The organism is Bartonella sp. HY328, from assembly GCF_025449335.1.
Lineage (GTDB): Bacteria > Pseudomonadota > Alphaproteobacteria > Rhizobiales > Rhizobiaceae > HY038.
The window spans coordinates 1,013,659-1,027,150 of record NZ_CP104883.1 but is presented as its reverse complement, the minus strand read 5'-3'; the positions used below and the strand labels follow the sequence as shown (position 1 = coordinate 1,027,150).

13 protein-coding genes are annotated in these 13,492 nt (G+C 40.4%); 6 read left to right on the top strand and 7 right to left on the bottom strand.

Annotated elements, in window-relative coordinates; translation table 11 throughout:
- Positions 1-89: 89 nt before the first annotated feature.
- The 5 genes from N5852_RS04275 to N5852_RS04255 form a co-directional block, all read right to left on the bottom strand.
- The gene (locus N5852_RS04275) at positions 90-1,124 is read right to left on the bottom strand and encodes a sulfate/molybdate ABC transporter ATP-binding protein (protein ID WP_262099180.1); all 1,035 of its coding nucleotides are present in this window, start codon (positions 1,122-1,124) and stop codon (positions 90-92) included.
- Between the two features lie 7 nt (positions 1,125-1,131).
- Positions 1,132-2,025, bottom strand: a complete 894-nt coding sequence (cysW, locus tag N5852_RS04270; RefSeq protein WP_262099179.1) for a sulfate ABC transporter permease subunit CysW — start codon at positions 2,023-2,025, stop codon at positions 1,132-1,134.
- Between the two features lie 2 nt (positions 2,026-2,027).
- The gene (cysT, locus tag N5852_RS04265) at positions 2,028-2,849 is read right to left on the bottom strand and encodes a sulfate ABC transporter permease subunit CysT (protein ID WP_262099178.1); all 822 of its coding nucleotides are present in this window, start codon (positions 2,847-2,849) and stop codon (positions 2,028-2,030) included.
- 129 nt (positions 2,850-2,978) lie between these two features.
- Positions 2,979-3,974, bottom strand: coding sequence for a sulfate ABC transporter substrate-binding protein (locus N5852_RS04260; RefSeq protein ID WP_262099177.1), 996 nt, complete (start codon positions 3,972-3,974; stop codon positions 2,979-2,981).
- A gap of 273 nt (positions 3,975-4,247) precedes the next feature.
- Complete coding sequence (locus N5852_RS04255; protein WP_262099176.1) at positions 4,248-5,123, bottom strand: PhzF family protein; 876 nt, start codon at positions 5,121-5,123, stop codon at positions 4,248-4,250.
- A 233-nt stretch (positions 5,124-5,356) separates the two neighbouring features.
- Between N5852_RS04255 and N5852_RS04250 the strand changes: the two genes are divergently transcribed.
- From N5852_RS04250 to N5852_RS04225, 6 genes are all read left to right on the top strand, one after another.
- Positions 5,357-6,022 (top strand): amino acid ABC transporter permease, encoded by a 666-nt coding sequence (locus N5852_RS04250; protein ID WP_262099175.1) that lies wholly within the window; start codon positions 5,357-5,359, stop codon positions 6,020-6,022.
- Between the two features lie 5 nt (positions 6,023-6,027).
- The gene (locus tag N5852_RS04245; protein WP_262099174.1) at positions 6,028-6,738 is read left to right on the top strand and encodes an ABC transporter permease subunit; all 711 of its coding nucleotides are present in this window, start codon (positions 6,028-6,030) and stop codon (positions 6,736-6,738) included.
- Between the two features lie 83 nt (positions 6,739-6,821).
- Entirely contained in the window at positions 6,822-7,556 is a 735-nt protein-coding gene (locus N5852_RS04240; protein WP_262099172.1) for an amino acid ABC transporter ATP-binding protein, read from the top strand.
- Positions 7,557-7,817: 261 nt separating this feature from the next.
- Positions 7,818-8,519 carry an orotidine-5'-phosphate decarboxylase gene (gene pyrF, locus N5852_RS04235; RefSeq protein WP_262099171.1) on the top strand — a complete coding sequence of 234 codons (702 nt, stop codon included), beginning with the start codon at positions 7,818-7,820 and terminating at the stop codon, positions 8,517-8,519.
- A gap of 105 nt (positions 8,520-8,624) precedes the next feature.
- Positions 8,625-10,112, top strand: coding sequence for a succinyl-CoA:acetate CoA-transferase ScpC (locus N5852_RS04230; protein ID WP_262099170.1), 1,488 nt, complete (start codon positions 8,625-8,627; stop codon positions 10,110-10,112).
- A gap of 488 nt (positions 10,113-10,600) precedes the next feature.
- The gene (locus tag N5852_RS04225) at positions 10,601-11,863 is read left to right on the top strand and encodes a porin (RefSeq protein ID WP_262099169.1); all 1,263 of its coding nucleotides are present in this window, start codon (positions 10,601-10,603) and stop codon (positions 11,861-11,863) included.
- A 112-nt stretch (positions 11,864-11,975) separates the two neighbouring features.
- On the opposite strand, the gene N5852_RS04220 is transcribed toward N5852_RS04225, so the two are convergent.
- Together N5852_RS04220 and infA are read right to left on the bottom strand one after the other, a co-directional pair.
- Positions 11,976-12,617 carry a Maf family nucleotide pyrophosphatase gene (locus tag N5852_RS04220; RefSeq protein ID WP_262099168.1) on the bottom strand — a complete coding sequence of 214 codons (642 nt, stop codon included), beginning with the start codon at positions 12,615-12,617 and terminating at the stop codon, positions 11,976-11,978.
- A 313-nt stretch (positions 12,618-12,930) separates the two neighbouring features.
- Positions 12,931-13,149 (bottom strand): translation initiation factor IF-1, encoded by a 219-nt coding sequence (gene infA, locus N5852_RS04215; RefSeq protein ID WP_182417578.1) that lies wholly within the window; start codon positions 13,147-13,149, stop codon positions 12,931-12,933.
- Positions 13,150-13,492: the final 343 nt, after the last annotated feature.

Here is a 13,492-nt window from a genome sequence, read left to right as displayed (position 1 = left end):
CTTAATCAATTACCAACTAGTATAAACGCAACTCTGGCACAATTCTGCGCTATTTTTTAATATAATGAACAAAACTATTAATATTCAAATCAGGCTACAAAAAACTGTGTACGCTTAATGATGACTAAGCCCTGCTGCTTTTCATTTATGATTGTTTCGGCCGGTACATCCAGTTCTAAAACGTGCTCATCATTGGTTTTAACCACCAAACGTCGACGGCCCGGCCTATCCATAATTTTCGTGACCGTAACCGACAAAGCATTATCCCCCTGCCCTACTTCACCACCCCAACTAAGATCATCAGGGCGAAGGAATAATTGTGCGTCACCATTTGGCAAGCCACTTGCATCAAGATTTAGATTATCAAGCTTTGCATAACCATTCTGTATTTTAACCGGTAAAATATGGGTATCACCTAAGAACTTCATCACAAAGGCTGATTGTGGATTATTACAAACATCATAAGGCGTGCCAAGCTGTTCTATATTGCCTTGTTTCAAAATAACCACACGGTCAGCAAGGTCCAACGCTTCCTCCTGATCATGGGTTACAAATAATGTAGTTATACCAAGTTCATCATGGATTTCACGCAGCCAGCGACGCAAATCTTTACGCACATTGGCATCTAATGCCCCAAAAGGCTCATCAAGCAATAAAACTTTAGGGTCAACCGCTAAAGCACGTGCAAGAGCCACACGCTGCTTTTGCCCGCCCGATAATTGTGCTGGAAAACGGTCCGCTAAGCCCTCCAATTGGATAAGCTGCAATAATTCCTTGGCTCGCCTTTCGATTTCAAAGTGACTACGCTTTTTCGCGCGTTTGGTTTTCATACCAAAGGCAATATTTTCCAAAATTGTCATGTGAGGAAAAAGCGCATAATGTTGGAAAACAAAACCAACACCGCGATCACGCACAGGAATATTGGTGGCATCGTGTTCGCCAAAATAAATATGGCCATTATCTGCAAATTCTAAACCAGCAACCATCCGTAATAAAGTGGTTTTACCCGAACCTGACGGCCCAAGCAGGGCAATCAACTCGCCACTTTTAATATCTAATGAAAGATTATGCACTGCATGAAAATTATCAAATTTCTTTTCTATATTTTTTAGGGTAATTTTCATTTCAACCTCAATGTGCCGCTTTGACTTTTTGTGATGTGATATTTTTTTGTTGGTTAAGATGTTGTCGCCCTGCACCAAGACGCTCGACCATAATTTTGGCAATGATGGTAATGACTGCAAGCAATGTCAAAATGGATGCAGCTGCGAAAGCTCCAACTGTTTCATATTGATTGTATAAAAGCTCAACCTGTAGCGGTAATGTATTGGTTTGTCCGCGAATATTACCCGATACAATTGACACTGCACCAAACTCACCCATGACACGGGCATTACATAAAATAACACCATAAAGCAGCGCCCATTTAATATTAGGCAATGTCACGCTAAAAAAGGTTCGTAAACCACCAGCACCGAGCGATGTTGCTGCCTCTTCTAGATCTCTACCCTGTACTTGCATCAATGGAATAAGCTCACGCGCAACAAAGGGTGCAGTCACAAACATTGAAGCAAGCACAATACCGGGCAAGGCAAACATGATTTTCAAATCATGAGCTTGTAACCATTCACCAAAAAAGCCTTGCAACCCATAGACAAAAAGATAAGCGGTACCTGCAACAATGGGTGAAATAGAAAACGGTACTTCGATCAACACAATAAGTGCGCGCCGCCCGGGAAAGGTGAATTTGGTTAAGGCCCACGCTGCCATTACACCAAAGACCATATTAATAGGCACAACAATTATTGCAGTTATCATGGTGAGAAAAATAGCATGCAAAGTATCAGCACTGGTTAAAGCCGCAAGATAAGCACTAAAGCCAGCTGAAAAGGCCTGCTGCAAAATAACAAAAAGCGGCGCTATAAGAAAAATAACTGTGATAATAAGCACTATAGTGAGTAAACTATAACGAATAAGCGGCACTTCGCCAATGCGCGCATGATGCTTATGTTTAGATTGTGCCATACTCAACTCCTTGCCAAATAACGCGAAGCGCGGCTTTGCAATATATTGGTAATAACCAACATGACTAAAGCGGTGATAAGCAAAACAGAGGCAATGGCGGCCGCCGCACCATATTCATATTCATCAAGACGAATAGTGATAAGCAAAGCTGTAATTTCGCTTTCAAACGGCTTTTTGCTTGAAATGAAGATAATAGCACCATATTCACCAAGGCCACGCGCAAAAGAAAGTGCCATACCGGTCAATAAGGCGGGGTAAAGCTGCGGCAACAAAACGCGAAAAAACACCTCAAAATCACTTCCGCTTAAGGATTGGCCAGCCTCTTCCAAGGCTGGATCAAGTTCTTCGAGTACTGGCTGCACGGTACGCACAATAAAAGGCAGGCTAGTGAAAGCCATAGCAATGATAATACCTAATTGCGTATAAGCAATCTGCCAATTTAGCGGTTTTAAAAGCCCCTCATAAAACCAGCCCTTGGTTAAAAAAGTAGTGATGGCAATACCAGCAACTGCGGTTGGCAAAGCGAAAGGCAAATCAACAATTGCATCAAGCAAGCGGCGGCCCGGAAATTCGTAGCGCACCAAGACCCAAGCCAGAGCCAAACCAAAAAACACATTAAAAATTGTTGCCGCTAGCGCGCAAAGCGCCGTTACCATATAGCTTGCAACCGCACGCGGTGCTGAAATAATAGCCCAATAATCCGCCAAACCTAAACCTGCGGCCTTCATAATCAAAGCAAGCAAAGGCAACGCAATAATGAGTGCAACATAAATGAGCGTAATACCAAGCGAGAGTTTTAAACCGGGTAGAACCTGCTTTTTCACGTTTCAGTCCTTTATTGTATTTTTTAGAAAAAGCTTACGCAAAAAGGCTATTTATCCGCCTTTTGGTTAAACAGAAAACCATGCGGTTAAAGCACATGGTTTACAAGTTAATTATAGGATAGATCAAACTTAGCGTTGCTCATAAAGCTGATCGAGAATTTGCCCTGAAGCAAAATGCTCTTTTTGAATTTTATCCCAAGAGCCAAACACTTCACTCACGGTTAAAAGACGAATTTTAGGAAATGTATCCTTAAACTCTGCTTGAACCTTTGGGTCATTGACGCGGTTTCCGTTTTCTGCAAGAATTTTTTGCCCTTGTGCAGAATATAAAAAGTTCAAATAGGCTTCTGCCGTTTTGCGGGTACCACGCTTATCAGCAACACGATCAACGACCGCGACAGGAAATTCTGCCAAAAGACTTACTTCCGGCGTTACAACGTCAGCTTTATCTGTGCCAAATTCACGAGCAATATTTAGTGTTTCTGCTTCAAAGGTAATCAGTACGTCACCAATATCACGTTCAATAAAAGTGGTAGTTGCTGCGCGTCCACCGGTATCAAAAACAGGCACATTGGCAAATAATTTTTTTACAAATTCTTTAGCTTTTTCATCATCACCAAATTTTTCTTTGGCAAATGCATAGGCGGCAAGATAGGTATAGCGCGCATTGCCGGATGTTTTTGGATTTGGGAATACAACTTTTACATCATCGCGCACCAAATCATCCCAATTTTTGATGTTCTTTGGGTTACCTGCACGCACTAAGAAAGAGGGAAAAGAATAATAGGGCGACGCATTATTGGGAAATTTATTTTGCCAGTCCTTATCAACAAAACCACCCTTTGCCAAAATATCAATATCAGTTACCTGATTAAAGGTAACAACATCGGCTTCCAAACCTTCCAAAATTGATCTTGCCTGCTTTGACGATCCAGCATGGGATTGATCGATAGTGAGATCAATGCCGGTTTCTTTTTTATAAAGTGGAACAAAAGCCTCATTGACTTTGCTATAAAGTTCGCGAGAAATATCATAAGAAGCATTGAGAATTTTTTGATCTTCTGCTTTGAGCGGTGTTGCCCATAATGCAGTTATAACAGTAGCTAATGTTAGAATCTTGCGCATAATTACCCTCACTTTAAACCAGAGCCTATTTGTGGCGGCAATTGCAAAATTTTCAAAGAACGCGCTTTGCTATTATTAAAGACTATATAGAATAATTTGCTTAAAAAGAAATATTTTTAAAAAAATATCTTAATTCGTAAACATTTTTTGCATATGGAAACATATTTTTTCATTAAAGTATCATTGTTATAAGGGTTTTACTCCAATAGGCACGTGATGAATAAAATAGTTCAATGTATTTTATAAAAATATAGACGGTCATCAATCAACCAATCACTTTTTAGATTTTGGCAAATTTATCTCGCCTTCTATACATGTTACAGCACTGCCCCCCACCAAAATCTCTTCATCAGTTATCCTCAAATAGACTATACCATCGCGCTCAAGAACTCTTCCTTGTGAAGATTTTATAGTTCTTTCAAATTTTGATGATTTACCATAATGACGAATAAAAGCGGCCACACTACCATTACCACTGCCGCAAACGGGATCTTCATTAGCTCCACATGCGGGCGCAAAAGAGCGCACTTCTATGTGATTTTGCCCCCACTCACTATAAATACATATGCCAGTAACCTGCATGGCCTTGTTATGAATTGCTAATCGCGAAAAATCTGGTTGCGCAGCTAAAACATTTCGCACATTGTAGGTATTCATCACAATCCAACGCGCACCAACATCAACTAGTATTGGTGGTAATTCGCGATTAATTGCGCAATTTAGCATGATTTCCAACTGATCGATCTCATCGCTATCAAGTGCTGTCAGTTTTGGTTTTGGTAATTGAAAAAAAATAATTGGCGCATCATCTGTCTCATGAACAGTTAGCGCAATTAACCCAGCTGCACATTCTTGGATTAAACCACCATTTTTCGGTTTTATAAGACCTTCTTCAAGCAAAGCATAAGCTGTACCAATTGTAGGGTGCCCAGCAAAGGGTAATTCTTGCACCGGCGTAAAGATACGCAATGCATAATCCGCCTTTGGATTTTTTGGGGGTAACACAAAAGTTGTTTCAGATAAATTTGTCCAATTGGCTATTTCCTGCATCTGCTGTGTTTGCAATGACTGTCCATCCATTACAATAGCAACGGGATTTCCTTTAAATGACTTTGTTGTAAAAACATCAACTTGCTTGAATTTTGTCATACTGTCCCACCTATCATTAAATTAAATGCACATCATAAGCACCTGTTACGTCAAACAACAGCCAAAGCGCAAATATGCCTATTTCAAAAACGGTTTTGAAGTACCACTTTGGTGGAAAAGCTTGTTTTTTCACCCATCTGCAATAATTATTACCCTTTATGGTTCCATATTCTTTTTAAACCATATAAGACTGCGCAAGATTTTTTATAAAGTGCAAATTCTGGTATTTTCATATGTCTGCTATTATAGCCTATTTTCCCCAATTAATGCAGGGGCTTATTGTAACCCTGCAAATCTCAATAGGTGGTTTTTTTCTTGGATTTCTTATAGCAATTTTTATTACTTTTATTTGGAATATTTCACCTGCGCCTATTCGTTTTTTAATTGCAAGTTACATTGCGTTTATTCGTGGCATACCCGAAGTTTTAGTTATCTGTTTATTCTTTTTTGGTGGAACACAACTATTAAATAAATTTTCTACAAGCTATATAGAGATTAATGGACTTGTTGCCGGAATATGCGCTCTTGGGGCTGTTTCATCGGCCTATTTTGTTGAAATATTGCGCGGTGCATTAATTTCCATTCCGGCGGGCCAAAAAGAAGCAGCAACGAGCCTTGGCCTTAGCCGTATGACGACTTTTTTTCAAATAATAATGCCACAAATATTTATGTTGGCTTGGCCCGCTATAGGCAATCAATGGCTTATCATTTTAAAAGATAGCGCACTTATATCGATTGTAAGCTATGAAGACTTAATGCGAAAAGCAACTGTGGGCGGCGGCTCTTCGGGTTTACTTACTGAATTTTATATCGTTGCAGCTTTAATATACATTGCCGTTACCGTCCTTTCGACACTGCTATTTCAATCCATTAACAAATATATGGTACAAGGGAGGTAGCCACAATGTCATTTGACTCATTTTACAATACTTTAACCTCAATTTTACCAGGCTTACAGCTTACGGTACTCATTACTGTTGCGGCCTTTTTTTTGGGGCAACTATTGGCACTGCCTTTTGCTTTAGCACTTTATTATAAATCGCCCATTTTTTATTGGCCTGTCGCCATTTACACTTTTATGACACGTGGCAGCCCATTATTAATCCAATTATTTATTTTTTATAATCTCTTTGGTAAATGGAGCTCCGCTCTCGCCATTCAAAAAAACACTATTTTTTGGTTTATTCTCAATGATGCAAAATATTGTGCTATATTTGTCATCGGACTAAATTCAGCCTCTTACATGGCGGTGATATTACTTGGCGCATTAAGACAAATACCACAAGGCCAGAATGAGGCTGCTACATCGCTCGGATTAAATAGCCACTTTCGCCTTTTTGATATTTTATTGCCGCAAGTTTACCGCAATATTTTGCCCACTATTGGCAACGAAATGATTATCGTTTTAAAAGGTAGCTCACTTGCGAGCGTTATAACCATTATGGACGTATTTAGCAGGGCAAAGAGTTTTATGTCAAATGGCGCAGCTGCTTTTGACGCTTTTTTTGCTGCGGCAATTCTTTACCTCTGCCTTGGTTTTATCATCGCGATGATATTTAAATTATTGGAATATTATTTTTTACCAGCATCAATAACGGGGCATAGAACCAAATAAAAATCAGGCCGTTTAAGTGGTAATTAAAAGTAAAACAAGAACAAGACTGACAAAATAATCAGCAAAGAAATGAAGGTTTCTAAATGATTAAGGTTGAAAACCTAGTTAAATTTTTCGGCAAAACGCAAATTTTGCATGATATAAGCCTAACGGTAAAATCCGGCGAGCGTATTGTTTTATGCGGGCCATCAGGCTCTGGTAAATCAACATTATTGCGCTGCCTTAATGGCCTTGAACAACGTCAAAGCGGCACGGTTGAAATCGCCGGTCACCACCTTTCACCAGACTGCAAAAATGTTTTAGAGCTTGGCGGCGATGTAGGTATGGTGTTCCAACAGTTTAACCTATTTCCCCATATGAGCGTATTGCATAATTTAACCCTTGCTATGCGCCGTGTGCGTAAAACCTCTAAGGCTGACGCAGAAAGCTATGCACGCTCACTTTTAAGCCGCATGCAGCTTGAAGATAAGGCCAATGCTTATCCAAGGCAATTAAGCGGTGGCCAGCAACAGCGGGTTGCCATTGCCCGCGCTTTATGCATGAAACCTAAAGTCATGCTTTTTGATGAACCGACCTCCGCTCTTGATCCTGAAATGGTGAAAGAAGTGCTTGATGTAATGACAGGGCTATCCAAGGAAGGGCTTACAATGATTGTGGTTACCCATGAGATGGAATTTGCCCGCAATATTGCCGACCGCATAATCTTTATGGATAAGGGTGCTATTTTGGAAGACTCAGAGCCGCAGCAGTTTTTTAATGCACCGCGTCATCAGCGTATAAAAGACTTTCTGGCTGATATGCGACCAACAAAGGCTTAACCACCTTTTGCCCATATAAAACGTACTTAAACAATGTAATGCTAGTATTTTGTCAAAAATACCGCACATAAACCTTAAATAGCTATGCGTTGTTAGAATCAAACTAATAACTAAAAGGGCATAAATAATAACCTAAAAGAGCACTTTTTTCTGAATTTTTGTCACAAAAAACAGTGATCATAGCTTATAGAAATTCGTGCATTTTTTGCTTTTAATAGTTTAAAAAATATGCAAAAACAAACTCATGAAGAGGAGTTAATAATGACGCAGGATATGCGCGATCGCCTTATTGTCGGCCTTGATGTTGCAACCGTAAGTGAAGCCAATGCTATTATCAAGACCCTTGGCGATAATGCCACCTTCTATAAAATCGGCCATCAGCTTGCTTTTACCGGCGGTTTGGAATTTGCTAAAGAACTCATTCAAGATGGCAAGAAAATTTTTCTTGATATGAAATTGCTTGATATCGATAATACCATCGCTGGTGGCGTTTCAAGTATTTTAAACCTTGGCGTTTCAATGCTAACCCTTCATGCTTACCCAAAAGCTATGCAAGCTGCGGTTGAAGCGGCAAAGGGAAGTGATTTATGCCTGCTTGGCGTTACCGTCTTAACTTCGATGGATGCACAAGACTTAAAAGATGCAGGATATAATGATACACCGCAAGATCTTGTATTAAAACGGGCAAAACAAGCACGTGATATTGGTATGGGTGGTATTGTCGCATCAGCCAATGAGGCTATGGCTTTGCGCCAAGTAATCGGTAATACTATGGCACTCGTTACTCCGGGCATTCGCCCAAGTGGCACAGACCATGGCGACCAAAAGCGGGTTATGACACCTTTTGATGCTATTCGTGCCGGTGCAAGCCATTTGGTGGTAGCGCGTCCTATTATCAAAGCCGAAGATCCGGTTTTGGTGACACAGTCTATCCTTGAGGAGATGGAAAAGGCTTCTGTCTAACTCGCAAGAGTTATAATAATACAAATGGGAGGAATTTTCGCCCACTGCTTTATAAATAAAAGCAGTGTCCTTGTAATGCCTCGTGCTTATTTTAGAGATAATATCATGTATGACCAACGTATACGTAATGCAGCTTTAAGACAGAAAATTGTGTCAAGTGAAGAAGCGGCAAACCTTATTCAAAATGGCATGACAATTGGCATGAGCGGTTTTACAAGAGCGGGCGACGCAAAATGTGTGCCGCTTGCTATGGTAAAGCGTGCTGAACAAGATCCATTCAAAATAACGCTTTTAACCGGTGCTTCCCTTGGTCATGATATTGATGGGCTGCTTTGCAATGCAGGGATTACTGCACGCCGCATGCCCTTTCAGGTAGATTCAACCCTGCGCCATGCGATTAATCGCGGCGAAGTTATGTTTATTGACCAGCACCTTTCCGAAACGGTTGAGCAATTGCGTGCCGGCCAATTAGCACCTGTTGATATTGCCATTGTTGAAGCCGTAGCTATTCGCGAAGATGGGGGTATCATTCCAACCACATCGGTTGGCAATTCAGCAAGCTTTGTGGAGCAAGCTAAAAAAGTTATCGTTGAAATTAATATGACCTGCAATCCTGCCTTGGAAGGTTTGCATGATATATATATTCCTCAATTAATTCCTGGACGCACACAAATCCCTATCGTCAAGCCAGAAGACCGCATTGGCACCAATTATATTAAGGTTGATCCAGCAAAAATTGCTGCGATTGTCATTAGTAATTTGCCTGATAGTCCATCCAATGTTTTGCCAGCCGATACCGAAACCGCTGCAATTGCAAACCACTTGATTGAATTTTTTATTCATGAGATGAAAAAGGGACGCTATACACAATCACTGCGGCCTTTACAGGCGGGCATTGGCACTATTGCAAATGCTGTTTTAAGCGGCTTTTTGCAAAGCCCATTTGAAGACCTAAAAATGTATAGCGAAGTCTTGCAAGACTCGACCTTTGACTTGATGGATTCTGGCAAACTGGTTTTTGCATCTGCCTCATCAATTACCTTAAGCCAAGCCTGCGGTCAGCGCGTTTTTGATAATATTGAAAAATATAAAGACCGCCTAATATTGCGTCCACAAGAAATCAGCAATATGCCTGGCGTCATTCGACGCCTTGGTCTTATCGCTATTAATACCGCCTTGGAATTTGATATTTATGGCAATGTTAATTCAACCCATGTCAATGGCACGCATATGATGAATGGTATTGGCGGCTCTGGTGATTTTGCCCGCAATGCCTCGCTTTCTATCTTTGTCACTAAATCTTTGGCAAAGGGCGGAAAAATTTCATCAGTGGTGCCAATGGTTACCCATGTCGACCATACCGAACATGATGTTGATATTCTTGTTACCGATCAAGGGCTTGCCGACCTACGTGGACTTGCACCACGCGAGCGCGCCGCTACTATTATCAAAAATTGTATTGCCCCAAGCTATCGCGATAAAATGCAGGATTATTTTGATCGTGCGGTAAAACGCGGCGGCCAAACACCGCATTTACTTGAAGAAGCCTTTTCATGGCATACAAAAATGCAACAAGAAGGTAGCATGCTTTAATTATACAGCATATTGATAGATCATTTTAAAAATTCCAAACTGGCTATCAATCAACTAGTAGTTTTTCACAACCGCAACGGGTTAAAAGCCTTTTGCGGTTTTGTCTTTTATACAAAGATTGGCATTATTTGTTCCCGATAATAGCTGCTGCATAGTTTATATTTGCCCGATACCTTTATAATAACCATAATGATTTACACATGGGTAATCATTTGTACATGCCATTTTATTTCAAATTTACTAAGGTTTGGAATATTTGTCCTAATCGCGGCAATATTGGGTATGTGATTCTATGCCTATCATTTTCCCGCTTAATATTTAGTATTTTCTAACAAAAATATGTTGCAATAATAACACATAAAGCAATGCATCACTTATACAGAACCATAGATCCAATGGTTTCATACTATTGTAACACTCATTACACGGCACTGTAATATTGTTTTTCTAATTCTTGCCCTGCAATAATTTTGGCAGTGGAGAGATAAATGTCAATTCTTAAAACCTTACCGCTAGTGCCGCTAGCGTTATTTGCTGGATATAGCGCAGCAAATGCAGCAGATGCTGTTGTCGTTCCTGTTGAACCTGAACCGGTTGAATATGTCCGCGTTTGCGACGCATATGGTGCTGGCTATTATTATATTCCAGGGACTGAAACCTGCATGCGTATTTCAGGCTATGTTCGCGCTGAAATAAAGGGTGGGGATGATGTGTATGCAACCTCGCGTGATGGCATTGAACGCGATACTTATGCATGGCGTTCGCGTGCGACACTTCGCTTCCATACGGCAGCTGAAACTGAACTTGGAACACTACGCACTTATATTGACCTACGTTCAGAGTGGCAAGGTGGCGCTAACTGGGGTACAGCAGGCGATAAGACATCATTGCGTTTTGCATATATTGAACTGGGCGGTCTTCGCGTTGGTATGGACGAGTCGATCTTTGCACATTGGACTGGCTACCTAGGGAAAGTCATGAACGATGACGTATTGTCACCTAAAGGTTCTACCCGTACAAATATGATTAGCTATACTTATAATTCTGGTAACGGCTTTTCTGCAATTATTGGTGTTGAGCAAGGTTCTGGAAGTGATATTAATGGTACTCGCTATCATCGCTATTATGACAGTGTTGCTAACCAATACATCGCTGATCCAAGCTATAAAGTAGTGAGCCAGCAAATTGATGATTACGCACCGCATGTCTTGGGTGGTTTGAAGTTTAAACAGGGTTGGGGTGCAGTCTCTGCCGTTGCGGCCTATGATGCTCGCAATGAGGAATGGGCAGGTAAGCTTCGCCTTGATCTTAATGTAACAGATCAGTTCTCAGTTTGGGTTATGGGTGGCTATAAATCCATGGACGATTACTACAAAGTTGATACATCTGTCAAAGCGTTCAAAAAAGACTATATCAGTGTAGTGCGTATTTATAACTCAAACATCGGTGACTGGGGTGGTGATTGGGTTGTTTGGGGTGGCGGAAGCTACAAATTTACCAAAAACACAAGCTTCAATTTCCAAGCTGGCTATGATGATGAGCGCACTTTTTCAGCCGCTGCTAATATTTCACACCAAATTGTCCCTGGCTTAACAATTACCCCTGAAATTGCTTACACAAAATGGGATAGCAATTACGGTTATAAGGCAATTTACAGCGATGCTGGTTCATTGTTAAGCTCTGGCGTTCGCAATAGCATGAAAGGCGAAAATGCATTCCAAGGCATGCTTCGCTTACAACGCTCATTTTAATTTTAAATATTAGAAATTCTCTTTTAAAAAAGCCGGCTTGGATAATTCTAAGCCGGCTTTTTTCAACCGTTAAAATCTATTTGCACCAAATGCTCCAGCATAGGTCTTTCTGCTAGGAAATCATTCGCCAATTTTCATAAACAGGATAGCCAACGGATCGCAGCAGTTCTAACGTCTCAGCTAGCGGCAAGCCAACCACCGCACTATAAGACCCAACAATGCGTAATACAAAACTACCAGCTAGCCCCTGAATAGCATAGCCACCAGCTTTACCACGCCAATCACCTGATAATACATAAGCCTCGATCACTGATTTTGGCAAGCGATTGAAACGCACCCGCGTTTCGACAACACGGTGATGCAGATGACCCTTGGCACATAATACACAAACTGCGGTAAAAACCTTATGGCTGCGTCCTGATAAAAGGCGCAAGCATTCGCGCGCTTCATCCTCGCTATCTGGCTTTGGCAAAATGGTTCGCCCAACTGCTACAACCGTATCGGCGCTAATAATTGGCGCTTTTTCATATTGTGGTATTGACCGTATTACTTGTGCCGCCTTCTGAGCTTTTTCTAATGCAAGGCGCCTTGCCAAATAAAATGGGTGTTCACCACGCTTTGGCGTCTCATCAATATCAGCTGCATGTAAATGATCTGGTTCAATACCAATTTGTTTCAATAAAGCCATACGGCGTGGTGATGCCGACGCCAATACTAAAGGCATTTTATTTTCAATCACTTCATCATGCTGCATTTTGTCCGCCATATAGTCAATAAACAATTTTTCTGCTGCTTTAATAGCAGCTAAATTGCAAAATAGACCAACTATTTTAACATCAAGTAAAACCAAATTTTAAAATCGGAAAATTATTTAAGGCTATAAAACATACCAAATGCTTACTTGAAATAAGCAAAGTCAAAATAAACACGGACTTTTATGAAATACATAAAAATAAGAGATCTATAAATAGACCTCTATTCTTCATCTTTTATGCCATATCAATCTAAAAAATTTATCTTATACCATAGCATGAGTTTAAAAACTGCAATGATAATTAATAAATGGATTATTTATAACGATATGTAATACGACCCTTAGACAGATCATAAGGTGTCATTTCAACCATGACCTTATCGCCTGCAAGCACGCGGATACGGTTTTTACGCATTCTTCCGGCTGTATGGGCAATAATTTCGTGCTCATTATCTAGTTTTACCCGAAACATTGCATTTGGTAGAAGCTCAGTCACAATACCTGAGAACTCCAAAACTTCTTCTTTAGCCATTGAAACCCTATTCTATTGAATAAAAAAATATTAAACCCATTCATGGGCCAGCTATCGCCACCTTGGCGCGAAACCTATATGATAATTGTCACCTTGTGAATATTAAAGCATGCCCACCACATAAATTTTATATGAAAGGCACATTTATCTGCTTCAAATTCAATGAAACCAGCATTAACAAGCAACAGTTAGCGGCTCTATACCAGAAATGCAGCAAGATTTCAAGACCAACTTATAAAAGCTCAAAACAATAAAGAATCACTAAAGCTTTTATCTCAATTAATCATTTTTACTTTTTGATTCATCAAGATTGAATATTATTAGCCCGAATGGTCAACTTTAT